Here is a 22,992-nt window from a genome sequence, read left to right on the forward strand (position 1 = left end):
TTGTCCCCGTCCTTCCGGGATGGTGCGAAGCACCAGACCCGGAATCTCGAAATTCTCTGATGTGCAATCGCACATCATAGTTCGCGCTTCGCGCGCTCCGGAATGACAGGGTGTTACTTCTCGTTCGTAAAAATGATCGTGCCACTTGCCGCGAACATGCCGCCGACGCCGTGGCAGACCGAGATCTTCGCGTCCTTGACCTGCGCCGGCGCGATGCCGCGCATTTGCCGCACACTCTCCTGCAGCGCGTACATGCCGTACATGCCGGAATGCATGTAGCTCAATCCGCCGCCATTGGTGTTGAGCGGCAGCTTGCCGCCGGGGCGAGTATTGCCGTCGGCGATGAACCTGCCGGTCTCTTCGTGCGGCATGAAGCCGAGATCGCCGAGGCCGTAGAGCGGCAGATGCGCGAAGGCATCGTAGATCATCAAATGGTCGACGTCCTTGTGGGTGATGCCGGCCTCCTTGAAGGCGGTGGGGCCTGCGACTTTGAAGGCGCGCGAGGAGTTGAATGTCTCCATCTGGCTGACCATCGGCGTTTCCACGCTCTCGCCGGTGCCGAGGATGTAGACCGGCTTTCTTGGAAAGTCCTTGGCGCGGTCGGCCGAGGTCAGGATCAGCGCGCCGCCGCCGTCGGTAACGAGGCAGCATTGCAGCAGGCGGAACGGGTAGGCGATCATCCGCGAGTTCAACACGTCTGCGATCGTGATCGGGTCCTTCATCGTCGCGCGCGGGTTTTTTGCGGCCCATTCGCGCTGCACGACGGCGACCATGGCGATCTGTTCATGGGTGATGCCGTAGGTCTTCATGTAGCGCAGCACCGGAATAGGGAACATGCTGGGCGGGCCGTAGACGCCGAACGGCGCCTCGAACTGGCCCTGCAGGCTGTCGGCGGGGATCGAGCGCGGCAATTTGCCGATCATCGATTTTCCGCTTTCGGCGTGGGTGATCAGCACGGTCTTGCACAGGCCGGCCTCGATCGCGGCGGCGGCATGGCGGACGTGCAGCATGAACGAGCAGCCGCCGACGGAAGTGCCGTCCACCCAGGTCGGGGTAATGCCGAGGTAATGGGCGATCTGCTGCGGAGTTTCCACGGCGGTTGCGATACCATCGATGTCGGACAGCTTTAGCCCGGCGTCGGCGATAGCATTGAGCGCCGCATCCGCGTGGAGCTGGATCTGCGACATGTTCGGGATGACGCCGAGTTCGGTGGTCTCGGCAGCACCGACGACGGCAACTTGATTCCTGCGCATGGTGCTTAAGCCTTCGCCGGACGGAACATGGGAAGGGTGATCTTGTCGTCGAGCTTTTCGAACGCGACTTCGAGCTTCATGTCGAGCTCCAGCGCCTCCGGCGTCTGCGGGCAATCGATGATGTTGCTCATCATGCGCGGGCCTTCGTCGAGTTCGACGACCGCGATGGCGTAAGGCGGAGTGAAGCCGGGCGCGGCCGGGCGGTGGTTGATGACATAGCTGTAGAGCTTGCCCTTGCCGCTGGCCTTGAAGACGGAAACCTTGCGCGAGGCACAGGACGGGCAGAACGGGCGCGGCGGGAAGTAGACATTGGCGCAGGCGCCGCAGCGCTGCAGGCGCAACTCGCCGGCCTGCGTGCCGTCCCAGAAATGCTGGGTCTCCGGGGTTGGCTTTGGTTTGGCGCGCGCAGGCTCAGCCATGTCGGCGATTTCTCCTTGGGGAAGTCGGGCGTTACCCGCTCGTTGCGGTCTTGATGCGACATTTGTCTATTGCCCGTCAACGGCCCGAGCGGCGACGGAGATGCATGGCCGCATTCCCGCGCCCGAGAGCGCTTGTATGCCAGCGTGTCTCGGGCAATAGTCCGCGCCACGGCAAATCGCCGATGCACCTTTCGACATCGGGCTCGCTTCGGACCACGAGTGACGCCACAGGAAATGAACAAGAGAGCCATGCCTGACCATCCGACGCTTGCCAGCCTTGCCGCCGAGCTCGACTCCGGACGCACCACCGCGCGCAAACTGGTCGAGGAATGCCTCGCCAGGATTGCCGATCCCGCCGGCGAGGGCCCACGGACCTTTATCCATGTCGACAAGGACGCAGCGATCGCCGCAGCCGATGCGATGGATCTTCTGCGTAAAGCGCGCGCCGCGCCATCGCCCTATGCCGGCATTCCCGTCTCGATCAAGGATCTCTACGACATCAAGGGGCAGTCGACCCGCGCCGGCTCTCGCGCGCTGGAAGATTCCCCGCCCGCAGACGCCGATGCGCCCGTGGTGGCGCGGCTGCGCCGGGCCGGCTTCGTCGTGATCGGCCGCACCAACATGACCGAGTTCGCCTATTCCGGCATCGGCATCAATCCGCATTACGGCACGCCGAAGAGCGTCTGGAACCGCAGCGTTGGCCATGTACCCGGCGGCTCGTCCTCGGGCGCGGCGGTCTCGATCGCCGACCACATGGCGTATGGCGCGCTCGGCACCGATACCGGCGGCTCCTGCCGGATTCCGGCGGCCTATAACGGCATCGTCGGCTACAAGCCGACGCAGGCGCGCGTGCCGCTCGACGGCGGCGTGCCGCTGTCCTCCTCGCTCGACAGCTTTGGGCCGCTGGCGCGCACGGTCGGATGCTGTGCGGTGCTGGATGCTGTGCTCGCGGATGAAGCCGTGCAGCCATTGCAGCCGCGCACTGTCAAGGGCATGCGGCTCGCGGTGCCGACCACGATCGCGCTCGACGACCTCGACGAGGAGGTCGCCAGAACCTTCGAGCGCGCGCTGGAGACGCTGTCGCGCCACGGCGCGTTGATCGAGCGCATCGAGGTGCCGGAATTTCACGACGTCGGCGTCATGAACAGCAAGGGCGGTTTTGCCGCTGCCGAAAGCTACGCCTGGCACCGCTACCTGCTCACCGGCAAAGGCGACGTCTACGACCCTCGCGTCCGCGTCCGTATCCTGCGCGGCGAAGGCATCAGCGCGGCGGACTATATCGACATCCTCAAGGCGCGTCGCTCGTTTATTGCGCGAACCGAACAGCGCATCGCGCCCTACGACGCGCTGGTGCTGCCGACCACCGCGAATACGCCGCCGAGGATCGCCGACCTCGCCGACGACCAGGCTTTCGCCACGCAGAATCTGCGCGCCTTGCGCAATTGCACCCTGATCAACATGCTCGACGGCTGCGCGATCTCGCTGCCCGCGCATCGCGAAGGCGAGGTGCCGGTCGGGCTGATGCTCGCAGCTGCCGGCGGATCGGACCGCCGCGTCTTCGAACTCGCCGCCGGAATGGAGGATGTCATCCGTGTTTGATCTGACCTTCAACGTCGACGACAAGGGTATGCTGACGCCGCTGACGCTCGCGATCGACCAAGCTGTGATTGCAGGCTGGACCGGGCGCGATCCGGTCGCGCGCGACAAGCATATCGCCGAACTGGAAGCGCTCGGCATCGCGCCCCCCGCGACGACGCCGATCTACTATCGCTGCTCGGCGCGGCGGATTACCCAGGACGACCGTATCGAGGTTACGGGCGGCGATTCCAGCGGCGAGGTCGAGTTCGTGCTGATCGGCTGGCAGGGTCGCATCTTTGTCGGCTGCGGTTCCGACCACACCGACCGCAAGGTGGAGAGCTACAGCGTCACCGTCTCAAAGCAGATGTGCGACAAGCCGGTGGCCTCCGTGCTGTGGGAACTGGAGGAGGTCGTCGGTCACTGGGACAGGTTGATCCTGCGTTCCTGGGCCATCATCGGCGGCGCGCGGGTGCTCTACCAGGAGGGCACGCTGGATGCCATGCTGCCGGTGAACGACCTGATCGAGCGCGGCTTTGGCGGCAAAGGCCTGCCCGACGGCTGTGTCATGTTCGGCGGCACGTTTGCGGCCAAGGGCGGCATCCGCCCGGCTGATCGCTTCGAGTTTGAACTGGAGGATCCCGTGCTGAAGCGGAAGATCAGCCACGGCTATGATGTGACCGCGCTGCCGGTGCTGGGCTAAGGTTCCTCCACACGTCGTCCCGCGAACGCGGGGGACCCGTACCCACCGTCGTTCGTTGTTGCGGTTAGCTTGTGCCACAGCCGGGCCGGACTGCGCCGACCTGCGGTTATGGGTCCTGCGTTCGCGGGGCCGACAGCGAGGTTGCGGCGTCTCATTCGGAAATCGGGTGGCAGGGCTCGCTGCCGTCTGCGAAGGTTCTCGCCATGAAAGCAACCGCAAGAAACATCCAGCATCCTGCCTCCGACATCGCCGCCCGCGTCGATGTCATCGACTGGACGCAGGTATCCGCCGATCTCGACGCGCAGGGCTGCGCCGTGCTGAAGGGATTGTTGTCGCCGGACGAATGCGCAGCGCTGGCTGCGCTCTATCCGGACGACAAGAATTTCCGCAGCCGGATTGTGATGGGGCGTCACGGGTTTGGTCGCGGCGAGTACAAGTATTTTGACTATCCACTGCCTGATCTGATCACGGAGTTGCGGCCCGCGCTCTATGCACGGCTTTGCGGCGTGGCCAATCGCTGGAACGAAACGATGGGCATCGGCATCCGCTATCCCGACAAGCACGCAGCGTTCCTGAAGCGCTGCCACGACGCCGGGCAGACCCGGCCGACACCGCTGCTGCTGCAATATGGCGTGGGCGACTACAATTGCCTGCATCAGGACCTCTATGGCGATCACGTGTTCCCGCTGCAGGTCGCGATCCTGCTGTCGGAACCGGGGCGCGATTTCGAAGGCGGCGAGTTCGTGCTGACCGAGCAGCGGCCGCGGATGCAGTCGCGGCCCGAGGTGGTGCCGCTGGGGCAGGGCGATGCGGTGGCCTTTGCTGTGCATCATCGGCCGGTGCAGGGGACGCGTGGGCCCTATCGCGTTAATCTGCGCCATGGCGTCAGTCGGATCCGCTCCGGCCATCGCCACACCGTCGGCGTGATTTTTCACGATGCCAAGTGAGTGCGGACTGAATTGACTGCGGATTTGTTCGAGGCCGTTCCGGATGTGCACCCATCGCGCGAAGCGATGGCGGAGGGCGCGGTATTGCTGCGGGGATATGCGAAGCCCTTCGAAAACGAAGTGGTCGCGGCGTTGCGCGAGATCATCGCGCGAGCACCATTCCGCCGTATGTTTACGCCCGGCGGTCACCAGATGTCGGTCGCGATGACCAATTGCGGCACTGCGGGCTGGGTGACCGATCGCAGCGGCTATCGCTACGACGGCATTGATCCGGATTCCGGGCAGCCTTGGCCGGAGATGCCGTCGACCTTTCGCGCAATTGCCGAGCAGGCGGCCGCCGAGGCTGGCTTTGCCGGCTTCACACCCGACGCCTGCCTGATCAACCGCTACGTGCCCGGCGCACGGATGTCGCTCCATCAGGACCAGGACGAGCAGGATTTCGCCGCGCCGATCGTGTCGGTGTCGCTCGGTCTATCCGCAATCTTCCTGTTCGGCGGCCCGAAGCGCGCCGACAAACCGAAGCGCTACCGGCTCGAGCATGGCGACATCGTGGTCTGGGGCGGACCGTCGCGGCTGTTCTTTCACGGCGTGGCCCCGCTCGCCGACGGCGAGCATGCCCTGATGGGCCGCCAGCGCATCAATCTCACTTTCCGCAAGGCGCGGTAATCTTTCCTTCTCTCCTTGTGGGAGAAGGTGCCTTCGCGAAGCGAAGGCGGATGAGGGGCTCTCTCCGCGGAGACAGGCCTTTCATCCGGCTCGCTGCCGCTTCGCGTCAGCGAGCCACCTTCTCCCACAAGGGGAAACTTTTCCATCCCGGCATGAAGCGAAACCTACCCAAAACGACAATAAGGGGCAGGTTTCCGATTTGCTGATCCAGCGCCCCGCCGATCCGCGAGGCCGTTCTCTCATTTTCCATTTTCGCCACGAGACAAATTGGCCAGCGGCGCCCGCATCGGCGAGGAGATCGCCAAAGTGCCGAAGACGCCGCGCGGCGTGCCAGCCGCTAAAATTACCGCGCAGGTGGCGCCCCATGTGAACGCGGCACGGCCTCGGCCGGTCGTCTGGCAAACTCCAGATAGGCCGGGTCGACCGCGCGGCTGTAGTGCTGGTGATCGAACCGGACAAACAAGCGGCGGGTGTATATTGCGCTGATGACGCCGTACCTGCGTCCAGCCCCCGGAGGCCGGTAGACAACGCGCCGCCCGAGGTCGGTTTGCTGGGGAATGATCATTGGACCGTCCCACTTTTGGGAGCTTGTACCGCCATTGAAGCACAACCTAAACACGACACAAGTAACAGTTGAGTGGGAACTCACCCGGTGGGAATAATTCCTGACGGGAACCGCCGTGCGAGATCGACAAAGCAACGAGCGCACTGGAAATCGCACAAGCGGTTCGGCGACGCGCTTCCGAAGCGGGTCAACGAACTGATCGAGACCGGCAACGCGGTGGTGACGGAAGCGAATGGGTTAGGCCGGGGACGCTGAGCAAGGTGATATTATCACCTTGATCGGTCGCGCTCACTGCAGCGTCGGCTTGTTGATCTCGATCTTTGCCGATTTCCGGATGGTTTCCGGAAATATGGGGGATAAACCACGCCCATCGGTTGCGGAGCGCTGCAGGCGGGTCCCATGCTGCTGCAACCGATGGACCTATAACTCATGACAGAATCAGGAGGGCCGTTTCCAGCCGTCGAGCGGGTGACCGTGGACCCGGTCACTATCGCCGCCTTCACGCGCGAGTCGGACTTTATGGTCCTCGCATCGGAGTTGCTTCGCGAAGTCGCGTCCTACGTCTCCGTCGCAGCGGCAAGGACTTGCGTCAGAAAGCGGAGGCTGTCGGCTTTGGCGAAGCGTATCTGGCGGTCTTTGGCGGCATGTCCCACAACGTGCACGGCTCGTGGCAGGACCTATCTCAATTCCATCTGGAGACCGACGAGAACGGCGCGGCGTTCACACCCAAGCTCGAATGGGGCCGCCCGCGCCCGCAGCCGTTGTTTGCGCTCGGCCATCTCGCGCTCTATGCCGTGGCGGACTTTCTGACGTTCATCGGAGGCGCAGCGGCGATGGACCACTTGTGCGAACAGCTTCGCGACCTCGGCGCGCGTATCGACTCGGTGGACCAAGCCCACGAAGTCTACCTGTCAGGCAAGACGTGGCCAGCGATCTGAGAGCAATAGTCGCTGGACGGTGCGAGCGGCGCAGGGCGGCACGCGCATGCGTTCGATTCAGGACAGCGCCGCCCGCGCTAACGCATCAGCGAGCTACACCAACCGATTAGCGCGGAACCGCGTGCAAGGGACGCTGGACGGACACCACTTCCGGTTTCTGTTGACACTTCAACGCGGTAGATAGAGTGACAATCTCCCACAAGGGGAGAAGGGAAGAGACGTTCCATCGACCGTTTTCGTCGTCTATGCTCTTTCGGCCGGGGGGCCGACATGAGCACGACAGAAGCAACGTCCGAAACCGCCAATCGCACCGGCGTCTATCTTGCCGTGCTGCAGCTCGTGTTCGCGCTGGGATGGACCACTTACGTCATCTATTTGCCAAAACTCTGCGCCGATGTCGGCATCGCGCCATCCGCCGTGATCCTGATCCTGATGCTGGATCAGGCAATCTTCACCATCACCGACACCGCGATGGGGATTGCCGCCGACAGGATCGCACCCTTCGTCGGCAAGCTCGGCGTGTTCGTCGCTGTCCTGACCGCAATCTCCTGCACGGCGTTTGTCGCGCTGCCGTTCGTGGCGGGTACGGGGCCGGGCGCGCAGATCTGGTTTATCGCCTTGATCCTGATATGGGTCGTGACGTCATCGGCCCTGCGCGCGCCACCGCTGACATTGCTCGGCAAATACGCGGCGCGGCCTGCGATCCCGTTTTTGTCGGCGCTGACGATGCTCGGCTACGGCCTGGCGGGCGCTGTCTCGCCGTATCTCGGCGTGGTGCTGCGCAATCACGACCCGCGGCTGCCCTTCGTGATCTCGGGCGTGGTACTGCTGCTCACGACGCTCGCGCTCTCGAGGGTCGAGCGTGATCTGGCGCAGGCACCTCGCGCCGCAAAGCAACCGGTTGCGGCCGCAAAACCGCTTGGCCCGATACCGACGTTCTTCATCGCTTCGATGCTGATCCTCTCGCTCGGTTATCAATTGCATTTTTCAATCAACAGCACGCCGTTCTTCCTGCGATTTGCCAAGCCGGACGAATTGCCATGGCTGATGCCGGTGTTCTGGATCGGCTTCAACATCGCGATGTTTCCGGCGAGCGTCGTGGTCAAGCATCGCGGCGGGCTGATCGTGATGGGGGTGGCCGGCCTGCTCGGCGCGCTGGCCGTGTTCGGCGCGGAGATGGCCGGCAATCTCAACCTGCTGATCGCGGCGCAGTTCGTCGCCGGCGCGGCGTGGGGCTGCATGCTGATGGCCGCGGTTTCGGCGGCGCTGGCGATCGGGGAGACCGGTGCCGAGGGCAAGGTGGTGGGGCTGGTGTTCTCCGCGCTGGCGCTCGCGACCTTTGCGCGGATGGCGGCGGTGGCCGGCGGCCTCCAAAAGCTGCCGGACTACGCACCGCTGTTGCACTGGGCACCGGTGGCGTGCTGGACGGTTGCGGGAGCGGGGCTATTGGTAATTGCGGCGTCGCGGATGCAGCGGGGTTTGGCGAGGCAAGTTTAACCTCGCCGTCATTCCGGGGCGACGCGAAGCATCGAACTATGGTGCGCGATTGCGCACCTGAGAATCTCGAGATTCCCCGATGCGCAATTGCGCATCTGGGGTTCGGTCCTGCAGACCGCCCCGGAATAACGGAGGACGACCTACGGCTTCGGCGGGTGGATGAACGCCCACGGGCTCACTTCCGAATCCGTCGGCACCTCCACTGAAATCACATAAGGCCCGCCGTCGGCTAAAGCCTTTTCCAGCGCAGGGCGGAATTGATCCGGCGAAGTCACCCGGGCAGCACCCGCGCCGAAGGACTCGGCCAGCTTCGCGAAATCCGGATTGACCAGGTCGGACGCCACGACGCGTCCGTCAAAATGCTGGCGCTGATCGCGCCGTACATTGCCATAGGCGTTGTTGTTGAACACCAGCGTGACCACGCCGATCTTGAATTGCACGGCGGTGGATAGCTCTTGCACCGCGAACATGAAGCCGCCGTCGCCGGTGATCGCGACCACCGGGCGGTCCGGATTGGCGACCTTGGCGCCCAGCGCTGTGGGGAAGCCGGAGCCGAGCGTGCCCTGATAGCCCGAAGTGATAAAGGTGCGCGGCTCGTAGATCGGAAAGCCGTACCAGGAGGCGAAGCCGACCTGTGAGAGCTCATCGGTGACGATCGCATTAGCCGGCAGTACCTCGCGCAGGATGTTCAGATAGGCCATTTGCGGCTGAACCTTCTGGATCTCCTGATGCGCCGCCGCGGTGGCTTCGCGGATTTCGGTGCGCCGGCCGTTGGTCCTGCTATAGCCAGCCTTCTTCACAGCAGCCACAAGATCGGCCGTGCCAGCTTTCGCATCCGCGACCACGGCGATGTCTGATGCAACCCGACGCATCTCGGTCGGATCGATATCGACGCGAACGGATTTTAGTCCCTTCGGCTGGTACGGCCAGCGGAATCCTGAAGCCGGTAGCTCCATGCGCGTGCCGATCCCGATCATCAGATCGATGTTCGGCCAGAGCTTGTAGGCCGCCGCCATGGTCAGCCCGAGCTCGTGCGCGTTGGAGACGATGCCGCGGCCACTGCGGAACGCTACGACAGGCGCATCGATCATTTCGGCCAGTTCGAGAATTTCCTCGTGCGCATGGATCGCGCCGCTGCCGACGAAGATCATCGGCCGCTTCGCATCCCTGATCAGTGCAGCCGCCGCCTTGATCCGGTCGGAATCGGGCTGCGGTGCGGGAAACCGATCGAACACGGTTGAGGCGCCGACCAGGGCGCGTTGCGTAAAGATGTCCCACGGCATTTCCAGCGATACCGGACCGCGGCGGCCCGACATCATCTCCTGAAACGCACGCGACACCGCGGCGGGCGCCGCATCGGGATATTCGATGCGCTCGGCCCATTTCACGAAGGTGCGCAGCGTTGCGAGCTGGTCCGGCATCTCGTGCAGATGGCCGCGGCCCTTGCCGAGAAACGCCGTCGGCACCTGTCCGGTCAGGCACAGCACCGGCTCGTTGCAGCCAAACGCAGTGAGTAGCGCCGCACTGGCATTGAGTACGCCCGGACCGGGCACCACGCTGAACACGCCCGGCTTGCCCGATGAACGTGCGTAGCCGAACGCCATGTAGCCGCAGGCCTGCTCATGCCGAGCACCGATCACCTTCAACTGCGCCTGATGGAAGGCGTCGAACAGGCCATAGATCTGCGCGCCGGGCAGGCCGAACACGGTGTCGACGCCATGTGCGACGAGGCCGTTGACGATCGCTTCGCCGCCGGAAGTTGATTTCATCGTTCTGTCCACTCGCTCACGGGATTTTTCAGGCTTCGTCGGTGACGCCGTTTTTGAGCACACCGATACCCTCGGCCGCAACCTCGATGACGTCGCCAGGCTTCAGATAGCGCGGCGGGTCGAACCGCGCGCCGGCGCCAGTCGGCGTACCCGTCACGATGACGTCGCCGGGCACCAGCGTGGTGAAGGTCGAGAGATAGCTGATCAGGTAGCGGAAGCCGAAGATCAACCGGCCGGTGCGGTCATCCTGCCGCGTGTCGCCATTGACCTTCGTGGTGAGGCGGATGTCCGCAATCTGGCTTTCATCGGTGTAGGGCACGAGCCACGGGCCGAGGCTGCCGGTGGAATCGAAATTCTTGCCCTGGGTGACGTTGAATTTGGCGTGCCGCACCCAATCGCGGATGGTGCCTTCGTTGCAGAGCGTGACGGCTGCGATGTGGTCCAGCGCGTCGCTCTCCTTGATGTGCCGTCCGGCCTTTCCGATCACAAGCACCAGTTCGCCCTCGTAATCGAGTTGCGCCGAGGCGCGCGGGCGGACCAGCGGCGCGTTGTGGCCGACAAAGGAGCGCGGTGTCCGCATGAACATGCTCGGATATTTCGGCGCGTCCTGGCCGTCCTTGTATTCGGCGTTGCGGTCGGGATAGTTCACGCCGATGCAGATGATCTTTTCCGGCGAGGGGATCGGCGGCTGCCAACCGATCGCATCGAGCGCATGGTCTGGCGCGCGCCGCGCCGCGTCTTCGGCGAGTTTCATCAGCGCGCTGGCGGCGACAACTTCGCGCAGCGTGGGGTATTCCTTCTCGAAGCGCGCCGAGAGATCGACGATGCCGGCATCGGTCACGGCGCCGTATTTCTGCGTGCCGTTGACGGTGAAGGTAGCGAGACGGGGCGGGGCCATCCGATCAATCCGCAATCAAGACGTCGGCGACAAAGAGCGGCTCGCGGACCTCCTGACCCGTGAAGGGCGAACCCTCCTCGAACCAGGAGCGCGGCGCCGGTGCGCCCCACAGCGTTTGCCGGCGCGGGTCCTTTAGCGACCAGCGCAACGGCTCGTGGTCGTGGTCTCCCGTGAAGTAGTCGCTGGTGTAGAGTTCGAGCCGGTGGCCGTCCGGATCCCGGACATAGAGGAAGAATGCATTCGAGATGCCGTGGCGGCCTGGGCCGCGCTCGATGTTCTTCAGATATCCACTCGAAGCCATCACGTCGCAGAGATGCAGGACGTTCATCGCCGTCGGCACCCAATAGGCAAAATGGTGCAGGCGAGGGCCGCGGCCGTTGGTAATGGCGAAGTCATGGACGTTGCCCTTGCGGTGCATCCAGGCCGCTGCGATCCGCCCGTTCGGGCCGTCTTCCTCGCCATATTCGGTCAGCCGGAAGCCAAGCCGCGCATAGAAGTCGATGGTGCCCTGAACCTCGGGCGCGAAGACGTTGAAATGATCGAGCCGCTGCGGATGGCAGCCCTTGTAGAGATCGTAGCGCCGCAGCAGATGCGGGCGCTTGTCCATCGACGCATAGAGCTCGAGTTGGAAGCCGGCGGGATCGCTGAACTGCAGGGTGCGGCCCTGGAACGGCTGATCGGCGAAGGCGTAAGGGATGCCGTTCTCGGAAAAAAAGGTCGCGGCCTTGTCGAGGTCACCGTCATTTCCGACCTTGAAGCCGAGCCGATTGCAGGCCGCGCTAGGGGCCTTCCGCAGCACCAGCGAATGATGCTGATGCTCCTCGCTGCCGCGCAAGTAAACCGCCTTGTCGTCGGCGTCCTCGACATGCAGGCCGACGGTGTTTTCGTAGAAGGCGCGGCTCTTGCCGAGGTCGGTGACGTCGAGCACGGCGTGGCTGCAGCGGATGATGTTGAACGGCGGGGTGAATGTGTGTGTCGGAACGGGCATAGGCGTTTCCTCGGCGTTGTCGTTCGGGGCGGTCCGCAGGACCGAACCTCAGATGCGCAATTGCGCATCGGGGAATCTCGAGGTTCCGGGTTCGCTTCGCGCCCCGGAACGACGTGAATTCTAGATTCCAAGTCTCTGAATCTTATGCGTCCCGCGGGCGAGCGAGACGTGCTTGGTTTCCATATAGAAGTCGAACGAGTAGTCGCCGCCGTCGCGGCCGATGCCTGAAGCTTTCATGCCGCCGAACGGCGTCGGCAGATGGCGGACGTTTTCGGAATTGAGCCAGATCATGCCGGCCTCCAGCGCGTCCGCAACGCGCAGCGCGCGCCCCATGTCGCCGGTCCAGACATAGCCGGTCAGGCCGTATTGCACGCCATTGGCGATCTCGATGGCGTCCTTCTCATCCTTGAACGGGATCACGGTCAGGAACGGGCCGAACACTTCCTCCTGCGCCACCCGCATCTTTGAGTGCGCGCCGGTGACGAGGGTCGGCTGCACGTAATGCCCGCCGCCGGGGCCATCGTGCGGCCTGCCGCCCGCCGCGATGGTGGCGCCGTCCTTCCTGGCGATGTCAAAATAGCTGCAGACTTTTGCAAGATGCCGCTCATGGATCAGGGGGCCGATCTCGGTGGCGGGGTCGAGCGGATGCCCAACCTTCAGCGCCTTGACCCGGGCGGTCAGCTTTTCGATGAATTCATCGGCGATACCTTGCTGGACCAGCAGCCGGCTCGACGAGGTGCAGCGCTCGCCGTTGAGCGAGTAGATCATGAAGACCACCGCATCGAGTGCCCGGTCGAGATCTGCGTCGTCGAACACGATCACCGGGTTCTTGCCGCCAAGCTCGAAATGCACGCGCTTCAGGGTAGGGGCGCCCTGCGCCATGATCGCGGAACCGGTCGAACTCTCGCCGACGAAACCGATCGCCTTGATGGCGGGATGCTCGGTCAGCGCCTTGCCCGCCTCTTCACCCATGCCATGGACCGTGTTGAGCACGCCATCGGGAAGGCCGGCCTGTTTCGCAAGCTTCGCCAGCAGGTCTGCCGTAACCGGTGACCATTCGGCCGGCTTGTGCACGACGGTGCAGCCGGCAGCGAGCGCTGGCGCGATCTTCCAGGTCGACAGCATGAACGGCGTGTTCCACGGCGTGATCACGCCGACCGGGCCGATCGGCACCCGGGTCGAGATGTTCCAGTGCTCCTCGGAGGGCGTGTTGAGGCCGTCCCGGGCCTCGCCGCACTTGTCGGCAAAGAAGCGGAAATTCTCCGCAGCCCGGATCGCGGCTTTGGCCATGAAGCGGTGGGCCTGGCCGGTGTCAATGCATTCCAGCACCGCGATATCGTCGGCGTTGTCCTCGATCGCGTCAGCCACACGATGCAGCAATTTCTTCCGCGCGGCGGCGGACATGTCGCGCCAGGATGTGAAGGCCGTTGCGGCGGCGGTTGCGGCGCGGTCGATGTCTTCGGCATTGCCGCGCGCGACCGATGCCAGCACTGCGCCATCAACCGGGGACTTCGTCTCAAATGTCTGGCCGGAGACCGACGGCACGGTCTTGCCGCCGATCATGTGGCCGAGACCTTCGCTCTTCAGCTTGGCGAGCAGGGGAGCCGCACGGTCGCGATTGGCCCGAAACAGGTCCTTGGGTGTCACCTTATCCATTGATAGCCTCCACTTTCAGCGCTTCGTGGATGTTGTTGCGCTTCCAGCTTGTTTCCTTGTCGTTGATCTGCATGTCGAACGACAGCGCGAACTTTTCGCTCGCAAACACCGAATCAAGATGGGCCGACAACGCCTTGAAAATATGCTCGCCGGCCTTCTTGCGGGTGACGAGGTCGCGCCCCTCGCCAAGCCGCAACACCATGTCGAGAAAGCCGTAATTCTGGCGACCGTCCGCGATCGCATAGTGCTCGCATCTGATCGCGCGGACGCGAATACCGCCGAGCGGGAAGATGCCGGTCTCGACCGCCGCTTGGCGGACGAGTTCCACGACCGCGCCCATGTCGACGCGCCCATCGAGATTGGCTGAAAATTCAATCGTGAAGTGCGGCATGTTCTGATGGCTCCTGTCGTCCTAAAGCATCAGGCGAAGTAGCAACTCACCGAACCGTAAGGTCCATAGTCCGCCTGGATCGTGTCGCCTTTGCGGGTTTCTATCGGTCGGATGAACGAGCCCGCCAGCACCACTTGGCCGGGTTCGAGCGCTAACCCATTCGGCGCGATCTTGTTGGCAAGCCACGCCACTGACGTCGCGGGGTGATTGAGGACTCCGGCCGCAAGCCCGGTCTCTTCAAGCTGACCGTTGCGGAAACAGAGCGCGCCGATCCAGCGCAGGTCGGCGTCCATTGGCCGGATCGGGCGGCCGCCGAGCACGATGCCGGCATTCGCGGCGTTGTCGGCGATGGTGTCGAAAATCTTGCGGGTCGCCTTGGTCTGCGGATCGATCCGCTCGACCCGCGTATCCAGAATCTCCAGCGCGGGCACCACGAAGTCGGTGGCGTTGAGCACGTCGAACATCGTGCTATCAGGTCCGGACAGCCGCGACTTCATCACGAACGCGAGTTCGGCCTCGACGCGGGTGGCGATGAAACGATCTGAGGGCACGAGCCCGCCGTCGGCAAAGAACATGTCATCGAGCAGGATGCCGGAGTCAGGCTCGTCAATATTGAGCGCGCTCTGCATTGCCTTCGAGGTCAGGCCGATCTTGTGGCCCTTCACGGTGCGCCCCTGCGCGACCTTCATCTCGACCCAGGCTTTTTGAATAGCGTAGGCATCCTCGATCGTTATGCCGGGATGTTCAAGCGAAAGCTGCCGGATCTGTTTGCGGGTCCTTTCGGCGGCATCGAGCCGCTCGGCGGCGCTTCGGATATCGTCTCTGGAAAGGGCCATGGGCGTCCGGCTCGATCAGCAAAAAGCGGGTGCTGAAATTTGTTTAACATGTTAAGTTATTCGACGCAAACTGATTTGATGCTTGTTGCGCCGCAAAACTCTATCCTTGCCTTGATCGAGGATTCCCGATGGCGGGCCACTGAAGATGTCAGGCAAGAAATCGCCGAACGGATCGCGTTCGGACCAGGAGGGAACGACGGAGGCCCGCCGCGCGCCGATGCGCGAATTCTCGCGCTCGCTGCCGATGTCGCTACTGCGCGCGCGGGAAGCCGTGATGCGCCAGTTCCGCCCGTCCTTACGCAATCATGGGCTGACCGAGCAGCAGTGGCGGATCCTGCGCGCGCTGACGGCGGTAGATACCATCGAGGTGACGGAGCTGGCGCGCGTCGCCTTCCTGCTGGGGCCGAGCCTATCGCGAATCCTGCGCGATCTCGAAGCGCGCGATCTGATCGAACGCCGCACGGCCAAGGCAGATCTTCGCCGCGGCGAGGTGTCGATCTCGTCCAAGGGGCTGAAGCTGATCGAGGCCGTCGCGCCCACCTCGGAAGCGATCTACGCCGAGATCACGCACCGTTTTGGCGCGCGCAAGCTCGCCGAATTGCAGGACATGCTGGGCGAACTTGAGCGCAGCCTTGCCGCGATGGAGGTAGCGGGTGAGGGCGAGGCCGAAGCAGACGAGTAAGCGCAAATTTGCATGATGCTACTGGCCCGATGCATAGCGGCCGGGCAAATGATTGCAATCATTTGTCAAACGCGACTGAGGCGGTAGACACGCGCGCGATTTTTCGTTCAAAGTGCCGGCCAAGCCGGTCATCAAAACCGGTGCGGGAATCGCGGGGCTAGCTGCTCAAACGCAGGCTCTCCCGTGCAAGGACAGGGCTGAAATCCGGACATGGTCACAATAAAAGTCAACAATCTGATCGATTTCGTCGCAGAGGTTTTTTCGCATTCGGAATCCTCGTCCGAGGAAGCAAGGCGCATCGCCACTTATCTCACGACAGCCAATCTCACCGGCCATGACAGCCACGGCGTGATCCGGGTTCCGGTCTATATCCGCTGGAAGAAGACGGGCAACATCGTCCCCAACCAGACCCCAGAGATCGTCGTCGACACGCCGTCGCTCGCCGTGGTCGATGGCAAGTTTGGCTATGGCCAGACCGTAACGCCATTCGCGGTGCGGACCGGCATCGAGAAGTGCAAGAAGGCGGGACTGTCAGCCATCGCGCTGCGCAACGCCGGCCACATCGGACGCGTCGGCGACTGGGCGGAAATGGCCGCCGCCGAAGGGTTGGTGTCGGTGCATTTTGTCAATGCCGCCGGCTCGCTGCTGGTCGCGCCGTACGGCGGTGTCCAGAAACGGCTCTCGACCGCGCCTTACTGCGTCGGCATTCCGCGCCAGGGGCAAGATCCGATCGTGCTCGATTTTGCCACCTCGATCGTTGCCGAAGGCAAGGTGCTGGTCGCCAGCCGCGGCGGCAAGAAGCTTCCCACCGGCGCACTGGTCGATGCCGACGGCACGCTGAGCGAAGAGCCGTCCGTGCTCTATGGTCCCTACACTCCAGATGGGCCGCGCGACCACACCAAGGGCACTGGCGCGATCCGCGCGTTCGGCGAGCACAAGGGCTCGGGGCTTGCCTTCATCTGCGAACTGCTCGGCGGTGCGCTGACCGGCACCGGCGCCACCTCGGGCGGCCGGCAGTTCGCCAACGGCATGCTTGCCTTCTATATCGATCCCAAGGTGATCGACACGGCCAACTATTTCGACGACGAAATCTCGCGCTATACCGACTTCATCCGCGAGACCAAGCCGATCGCCGGCGTCGAGTCTGTCCTGGTCCCGGGCGACCCCGAACGCAAGATGCGCGCCGAGCGCACCAGGAACGGCGTGCCGCTGCCTGATGATACCTGGGCTGCGATCGTCAACACCGCCCGCGAGGTCGGCGTCAGCGAAGCGAGCATTCAGCGCGCGACCAGCTAATCAAATCTGCGAACTCCAACAATTGTAACGATCACAAAGGGAAAGCGATCAATGGCAACCAACAACGTCAAGAAAGTATGGGCCTCGGGCAAGGCTGTGGTGAACGCGTGGCTCGCGATCCCCTCCGGCTTTTCGGCCGAAGTGATCGCGCAATGCGGCTTCGACAGCGTCACCGTCGACATGCAGCACGGCGTGCAGGATTACCTCTCGATGGTCCAATGCTTTCAGGCGATGAACGGCCATCCGGTGACGCCGATGGTCCGCGTGCCCTGGAACGAGCCCGGCATCATCGGCAAGGTGCTCGATGGCGGTGCCTATGGCGTGATCTGTCCGATGATCAACACCCCGCAGGAGGCGAAGAACCTGGTCCAGTACGCGAAGTATCCACCCAAGGGCACGCGCTCGAATGGCCCGATCCGCTCCGGCATGTATGGCTCGGCCGGCACCTACCAGCAGACGGCGAACGATGAGATCGTGCTGTTGCCGATGATGGAGACCAGGACTGCAGTCGAGAACATGGAATCGATCCTCGACGTCGAGGGCATTGACGGCGTCTATATTGGTCCCTCCGACCTCGGCTTCTCCTACGGCCTGGTGCCGAAGCTCGACCGCGACGAGCCTGAAATACTCAAGATCTACGAGAAGATCGTTAAGGAATGCGGCAAGCGCGGGCTCAATCCCGGCATCCACTGCTCGGGCGCCGAGGGCGCGGTGCGCGCCATCAACATGGGCTTCAAGCTCGTCACGCTCTCGAACGAGAGCGGCCTGATGATGACCTACGCCAAAATGCAGGTGAACCAGACGAGGAAGGATTCAGGCGGAAAAGCCTGAGACGCGAATAGCAAGTAGCGAATGGCGAATAGGGGTAGCGAGCAGCGTGGCAGAGCCTGCTATTCGCTACTCGCTATTCGCCGAGGTAAGGAGAAACCCAATGACCACCCCGGCACCCGTGATCCGCCTGCACCCTGACGATGGCGTGCTGATCGCGCGCGCGAGCCTGCCACCGGGCATGGTGGTGGCCGAGGGCGTCACCACAACCGAACGGATTCCTGCCGGCCATAAGGTCGCGATCAGGCCGATCGCCGTAGGCGAACCGGTCCGCCGCTACGGCCAGATCATCGGCTTTGCCACGGCGCCGATCGCGCCGGGCCAGCATGTGCATACGCAAAACTGCGGCATGGGCGATTTCGCCAAGGACTATGCCTACGGCGTCGACGTCAAGCCGGTACCGAATTTCGATCTGCCCGCCACCTTCGACGGCATTCGCCGCGCCGACGGCCGCGTGGCGACGCGCAACTATATCGGGATCCTCACCTCGGTGAATTGCAGCGCCCATGTCGCCGGCATCGTCGCCGACATGTTCAAGAAGAACCCGTTCACCGGCGATAACCCGCTGGCCGACTATCCGAATGTCGACGGTGTGGTGGCGCTGACCCACAAGACCGGGTGCGGCATGACGCAGAACGAACCGCTGGCGCTGTTGCGGCGGACACTCGGCGGCTATGCGCGGCACGCAAATTTCTCCCATGTGGTCGTGCTGGGGCTTGGCTGCGAGGTCAACCAGATCGGCGGACTGATGGAGGAGCAGAAGCTCGCCGGACGTTTGCGCGCGATGGACATCCAGGAAGTCGGCGGCACCCGCAAGACGGTGGAGGCCGGCATTGCCTTCGTGAAGGAGGCGCTGACCGACGCCAATAAAGTAAAGCGCGAGAAGGTCGCAGCCAGCGAATTGACGGTGGCGCTGCAATGCGGTGGCTCCGACGGTTACTCCGGCGTATCGGCCAATCCGGCGCTGGGTGCTGCGAGCGATCTGCTGGTGCGCCACGGCGGCACCGTGATCCTCTCGGAGACGCCGGAGACTTATGGCGCCGAACATCTGCTGACGCGGCGGGCCGTCAGCCGCGAGGTTGGCGAAAAACTCGTCGGCCTGATGCGCTGGTGGGAAGAATACACCAGGCGCGAAGGCGCCGAGATGAACGCCAATCCAAGCCCCGGCAACAAGGCCGGCGGGCTGACCACCATCCTGGAAAAATCATTGGGCGCGATGGCGAAGGCCGGCAGCACCAATCTGGTCGACGTGCTCAACTATGCTGAGCCGATCACCAAGAAGGGTTTTGTCTTTATGGACACGCCCGGTTACGACCCGGTTGCGGCGACGGGCCAGGTCGCGGGCGGGGCTAACCTTGTCTGCTTCACCACGGGCCGCGGCAGCGTGTTCGGCTGCAAGCCTGCGCCCTCGATCAAGCTCGCCACCAACACGCCGATGTACAAGCGCATGGAAGATGACATGGACGTCAATTGCGGCACCATCCTCGACGGCGAGGAAACCGTGCAGCAATGCGGCCAGCGCATCTTCGAGCTGATGCTGAAAACGGCATCCGGCCAGCCGACCAAAAGCGAGAGTTTCGATTTCGGCGGCGCCGAATTCGCGCCGTGGGTGCTTGGGGCGACGATGTGATGGGAGGCGCGCTGCCTCAACCGTCATTGCTTCGTCGCTGTCGCTCCTCGCAATGACGGGGAGGCAGCATCGCCCTCTCTTCAGGCACCTCGTGCCCGTTGTTAATGCTTGATCCTGCCCGGAACCGGTGTTCTGCTTAAAAAAGCCGCTGGAGTCTCCGGTCCGTGTCGATCTTCGTCGCACTACACCACGTCACGCACTACAAATACGACCGACCGATCGATCTCGGCCCTCAGACCGTTCGCCTGCGTCCGGCGCCGCATACGCGAACGCCAATCCTGAGCTATTCGCTCAAAGTGACGCCAGCCAATCATTTCGTGAACTGGCAGCAGGATCCGCAGGGCAATTGGGTGGCGCGCTTCGTCTTTCCGGAGAAGGCGTCCGAACTGAAAATTGAAGTCGACTTCACCGCGCAGATAACGGTCGTCAATCCCTTCGATTTCTTCGTCGAGCCCTATGCCAATTCCTTTCCGTTTCAGTACACCGCCGATCTCAAGACCGAGCTCGCGCCCTATCTCGCGACCTCCGAGCAGGGGCCGTTGTTCGCTGCCTACTTAAAGGAGATTCCGCGCGAGGCCGACAGCACTGTCAATTTCCTGGTCGAGCTCAACGCTCAGCTTCAGAAGAAGATCAAATATGTCATCCGGCTGGAGCCGGGCATTCAGACGCCGGAGGAGACGCTGGCGCGCGGTTCCGGCTCGTGCCGCGATTCCGCGTGGCTATTGATCCAGGCATTGCGGCATCTCGGTCTCGCCGCGCGCTTCGTCTCGGGCTACCTCCTGCAGTTGCGTCCCGATATCGATCCGGTCGAAGGCCCGCGCGAGGTCGAAAGCGATTTCACCGATCTGCACGCATGGGCGGAGGTCTACCTTCCCGGCGCCGGCTGGATCGGGTTCGACGTCACCTCGGGCATGCTGACGGGCGAGGGACATATCCCCGTCGCTGCCACGCCGCATTATCGCTCAGCGGCGCCAGTCTCGGGCAGCGCCGGCTTCGCCAATGTCGAATTCGGTTTCGAGATGAGCGCCAGGCGCATCCGCGAGGCACCGCGGATCACGCGGCCGTTCTCCGAAGAATCCTGGACACGGCTCGATAGGCTCGGCGAGCACGTCGACGCCGATCTCAGGCGCGACGACGTGCGGCTGACCATGGGCGGCGAGCCGACCTTCGTCTCGATCGACGATCTGGAATCGCCGGAATGGAACATCGCTGCCATCGGCCCGACCAAGCAGGCGCTGGCGGATGAGCTGATTCGAAAGCTGCGTGCGCGTCTCGCGCCGGGTGGGTTACTGCATTACGGGCAAGGCAAATGGTATCCGGGCGAAAGCCTGCCGCGCTGGGCGTTCGGTCTCTATTGGCGCAAGGATGGCGTGCCGATCTGGAAGAATGCCGAGCTGATCGCAGAGATCGAGAATCCGCACAAAGCCGATGTCGCAGACGCCCGACGACTGACGGAAGGCATCGCGAAGCGGCTCGGCCTCGACGCCAGCTACGTGATGCCGGCATACGAAGACCCCGTGCATTGGCTGCAAAAGGAAGCGGCACTTCCGGTCAATGTCGATCCCGCCGACTCCAAGCTGTCCGATCCCGAAGAACGATCACGCATGGCGCGTGTGTTCGATGAAGGGCTCGACAAGCCGAAAGGGTTCGTGCTGCCGATCCAGCATGCGGACGCCGATGATCCTCGCTGGATCAGCGAGCGCTGGCAATTCCGGCGCAGCCATTTGCTTCTGATCCCAGGCGATTCCCCGCTCGGGCTCCGGCTGCCGATGGCGTCGCTGCCGCATGTTCCGCCGGAAGAATATCCTTACCTCGTCGAGCAAGATCCAATGGATGCGCGGCCTGAACTGGCGGCCGAGGACAAGGAGCCCGGAACAGGGGACGAGTCAAGGTTGGCGCATGCGCCGAAAGCAAAGCGCAAATCCAGGCCGGTGCGCACGGCAACCTCAGTCGAAATCCGCGACGGCGTGTTGTGCGTCTTCATGCCGCCGGTCGAGAAGATCGAACACTATCTCGACCTGATCGCGGCGGTGGAAGCGACTGCCGAAGAGTTGCAAATTCCGGTTCATGTGGAGGGCTATGGTCCGCCCTATGACCCACGCATCGAGGTCATCAAGGTGACGCCCGATCCCGGCGTGATCGAAATCAATGTCCAGCCGGCGCAAAGCTGGCGCGAGGCGGTCGACATCACCTTCGGCCTGTATGAAGACGCCGCCAAGGTCCGGCTCGGCGCCAACCGCTTTCTTGTCGATGGCCGCCACACCGGCACCGGCGGCGGCAATCATGTCGTGGTCGGCGGCTCTACGCCGCAGGATTCGCCGTTCCTGCGCCGCCCGGATTTGCTGAAGAGCCTGGTGCTGTACTGGCAGCGTCATCCGTCGCTGTCCTATTTGTTCTCCGGTATGTTCATCGGCCCGACCAGCCAAGCGCCGCGTATCGACGAGGCACGGCACGACGGGCTCTATGAACTCGAAATCGCGCTCTCGCATGTGCCGCCGCCCGATATCGAAGCCCCGCTATGGCTGGTCGATCGGCTGTTCCGACATATCCTCGTCGACATAACCGGTAATACCCATCGCGCCGAAATCTGCATCGACAAGCTCTATTCGCCTGATGGCCCGACCGGCCGTCTCGGGCTGGTCGAATTCCGCGCGCTCGAAATGCCGCCCGACCCGCGTATGTCGCTGGCGCAGCAATTGTTGATCCGCGCGCTGATCGCAAAGCTCTGGCGCGAGCCGCAGCAGGGTAAGTTCGTACGCTGGGGAACTGCGCTGCACGATCGCTTCATGCTGCCGCATTTCTTGTGGGAGGATTTTTTGGGCGTGCTCGATGAGCTCAAGCTATCCGGTTACGATTTCTCGGCGGAATGGTATTCGGCACAACTCGAATTCCGCTTTCCGGAGTTCGGCCGTGTCCACCACGGCGGCGTCGCGCTGGAATTGCGTCAGGCGCTGGAGCCCTGGCATGTGCTGGGCGAGGAGGGCTCGGCCGGCGGCACTGTGCGCTACGTCGATTCTTCCGTGGAGCGGCTGCAGGTCAAGGCGACCGGCTTTGTCGAGGGACGCCACGTCGTAACCTGCAACGGCAGGCGGATGCCGATGACATCAACGGGACGCTCCGGCGAGGCCGTGGCCGCCGTCCGCTTCAAGGCCTGGCAGCCGTCCTCAGGGCTGCATCCGACCATCCCGGTCCACGCGCCCCTGACATTTGACTTGATCGATAGCTGGAATGGCCGTTCGCTCGGCGGCTGCGTCTACCACGTCGCCCATCCCGGCGGCCGCAACTACGATACCAAGCCGGTCAATTCCTATGAGGCGGAGGCGCGGCGGCTGGCCCGGTTTCAGGATCACGGCCATACCCCGGGGCGGATCGAGCCGCCGCCCGAGGAACGCACAATTGAATTCCCTTTGACGCTCGACTTGAGGACGCCGCTCCTGATCTAATCGGAAGCGACG

At 63.4% G+C, this 22,992-nt stretch carries 19 protein-coding genes; 11 read left to right on the plus strand and 8 right to left on the minus strand.

Annotation, left to right across the window (positions count from 1 at the left end; translation table 11 throughout):
- Window positions 1-113: 113 nt before the first annotated feature.
- Complete coding sequence (locus tag CQ13_RS38710; protein ID WP_057848009.1) at window positions 114-1,253, minus strand: thiolase C-terminal domain-containing protein; 1,140 nt, start codon at window positions 1,251-1,253, stop codon at window positions 114-116.
- A 5-nt stretch (window positions 1,254-1,258) separates the two neighbouring features.
- Window positions 1,259-1,672 (minus strand): Zn-ribbon domain-containing OB-fold protein, encoded by a 414-nt coding sequence (locus CQ13_RS38715; protein WP_057848010.1) that lies wholly within the window; start codon window positions 1,670-1,672, stop codon window positions 1,259-1,261.
- A gap of 249 nt (window positions 1,673-1,921) precedes the next feature.
- On the opposite strand from CQ13_RS38715, the gene CQ13_RS38720 reads away from it, so the two are divergent.
- From CQ13_RS38720 to CQ13_RS38745, 6 genes are all read left to right on the plus strand, one after another.
- Window positions 1,922-3,271: an amidase gene (locus CQ13_RS38720; protein ID WP_057848158.1), complete on the plus strand. Its 1,350-nt coding sequence runs from the start codon at window positions 1,922-1,924 to the stop codon at window positions 3,269-3,271.
- Window positions 3,264-3,950 (plus strand): DUF2848 domain-containing protein, encoded by a 687-nt coding sequence (locus CQ13_RS38725; protein ID WP_057848159.1) that lies wholly within the window; start codon window positions 3,264-3,266, stop codon window positions 3,948-3,950. The genes CQ13_RS38720 and CQ13_RS38725 overlap by 8 nt, the downstream gene beginning before the upstream one ends.
- Before the next feature lie 203 nt (window positions 3,951-4,153).
- Entirely contained in the window at window positions 4,154-4,897 is a 744-nt protein-coding gene (locus tag CQ13_RS38730) for a 2OG-Fe(II) oxygenase (protein ID WP_057848011.1), read from the plus strand.
- A gap of 12 nt (window positions 4,898-4,909) precedes the next feature.
- A complete protein-coding gene (gene alkB / locus CQ13_RS38735) occupies window positions 4,910-5,563 on the plus strand; it encodes a DNA oxidative demethylase AlkB (RefSeq protein ID WP_057848160.1) in 654 nt (217 codons plus the stop codon).
- Between the two features lie 939 nt (window positions 5,564-6,502).
- Window positions 6,503-7,066 carry a DUF5677 domain-containing protein gene (locus tag CQ13_RS46930; RefSeq protein ID WP_347337092.1) on the plus strand — a complete coding sequence of 188 codons (564 nt, stop codon included), beginning with the start codon at window positions 6,503-6,505 and terminating at the stop codon, window positions 7,064-7,066.
- A 270-nt stretch (window positions 7,067-7,336) separates the two neighbouring features.
- The gene (locus tag CQ13_RS38745) at window positions 7,337-8,563 is read left to right on the plus strand and encodes an MFS transporter (protein ID WP_057848013.1); all 1,227 of its coding nucleotides are present in this window, start codon (window positions 7,337-7,339) and stop codon (window positions 8,561-8,563) included.
- A gap of 140 nt (window positions 8,564-8,703) precedes the next feature.
- Here CQ13_RS38745 and CQ13_RS38750 read toward each other — a convergent pair whose 3' ends face one another.
- The 6 genes from CQ13_RS38750 to hpaH all read right to left on the minus strand — a co-directional run bounded on the left by CQ13_RS38750 (window position 8,704) and on the right by hpaH (window position 15,101).
- Window positions 8,704-10,332 carry a thiamine pyrophosphate-dependent enzyme gene (locus CQ13_RS38750; protein ID WP_057848014.1) on the minus strand — a complete coding sequence of 543 codons (1,629 nt, stop codon included), beginning with the start codon at window positions 10,330-10,332 and terminating at the stop codon, window positions 8,704-8,706.
- Window positions 10,333-10,360: 28 nt separating this feature from the next.
- Window positions 10,361-11,230: a fumarylacetoacetate hydrolase family protein gene (locus CQ13_RS38755; protein WP_057848015.1), complete on the minus strand. Its 870-nt coding sequence runs from the start codon at window positions 11,228-11,230 to the stop codon at window positions 10,361-10,363.
- Window positions 11,231-11,234: 4 nt separating this feature from the next.
- Window positions 11,235-12,218 (minus strand): 3,4-dihydroxyphenylacetate 2,3-dioxygenase, encoded by a 984-nt coding sequence (gene hpaD, locus CQ13_RS38760; RefSeq protein WP_057848016.1) that lies wholly within the window; start codon window positions 12,216-12,218, stop codon window positions 11,235-11,237.
- A gap of 120 nt (window positions 12,219-12,338) precedes the next feature.
- Complete coding sequence (gene hpaE / locus CQ13_RS38765) at window positions 12,339-13,874, minus strand: 5-carboxymethyl-2-hydroxymuconate semialdehyde dehydrogenase (protein ID WP_057848017.1); 1,536 nt, start codon at window positions 13,872-13,874, stop codon at window positions 12,339-12,341.
- Window positions 13,867-14,265 (minus strand): 5-carboxymethyl-2-hydroxymuconate Delta-isomerase, encoded by a 399-nt coding sequence (locus CQ13_RS38770; RefSeq protein ID WP_057848018.1) that lies wholly within the window; start codon window positions 14,263-14,265, stop codon window positions 13,867-13,869. Before CQ13_RS38770 ends, hpaE begins: the two co-directional genes overlap by 8 nt.
- Window positions 14,266-14,294: 29 nt before the next feature.
- Window positions 14,295-15,101: a 2-oxo-hept-4-ene-1,7-dioate hydratase gene (gene hpaH, locus CQ13_RS38775; RefSeq protein ID WP_057848019.1), complete on the minus strand. Its 807-nt coding sequence runs from the start codon at window positions 15,099-15,101 to the stop codon at window positions 14,295-14,297.
- A gap of 145 nt (window positions 15,102-15,246) precedes the next feature.
- Here hpaH and hpaR point away from each other — a divergent pair, with 145 nt between their 5' ends.
- The 5 genes from hpaR to CQ13_RS38800 all read left to right on the plus strand — a co-directional run bounded on the left by hpaR (window position 15,247) and on the right by CQ13_RS38800 (window position 22,980).
- Entirely contained in the window at window positions 15,247-15,783 is a 537-nt protein-coding gene (gene hpaR / locus CQ13_RS38780; protein ID WP_057848020.1) for a homoprotocatechuate degradation operon regulator HpaR, read from the plus strand.
- Window positions 15,784-15,993: 210 nt separating this feature from the next.
- Entirely contained in the window at window positions 15,994-17,079 is a 1,086-nt protein-coding gene (locus CQ13_RS38785; protein WP_057848021.1) for a malate/lactate/ureidoglycolate dehydrogenase, read from the plus strand.
- Between the two features lie 51 nt (window positions 17,080-17,130).
- Window positions 17,131-17,910, plus strand: coding sequence for an HpcH/HpaI aldolase family protein (locus CQ13_RS38790; protein WP_057848022.1), 780 nt, complete (start codon window positions 17,131-17,133; stop codon window positions 17,908-17,910).
- Between the two features lie 100 nt (window positions 17,911-18,010).
- A complete protein-coding gene (locus CQ13_RS38795) occupies window positions 18,011-19,537 on the plus strand; it encodes a UxaA family hydrolase (protein WP_057848023.1) in 1,527 nt (508 codons plus the stop codon).
- Between the two features lie 164 nt (window positions 19,538-19,701).
- Window positions 19,702-22,980, plus strand: coding sequence for a transglutaminase family protein (locus CQ13_RS38800; RefSeq protein WP_057848024.1), 3,279 nt, complete (start codon window positions 19,702-19,704; stop codon window positions 22,978-22,980).
- Window positions 22,981-22,992: the final 12 nt, after the last annotated feature.

Origin of the sequence: Bradyrhizobium retamae (assembly GCF_001440415.1) — a bacterium.
GTDB classification, from domain to species: Bacteria; Pseudomonadota; Alphaproteobacteria; order Rhizobiales; family Xanthobacteraceae; genus Bradyrhizobium; species Bradyrhizobium retamae.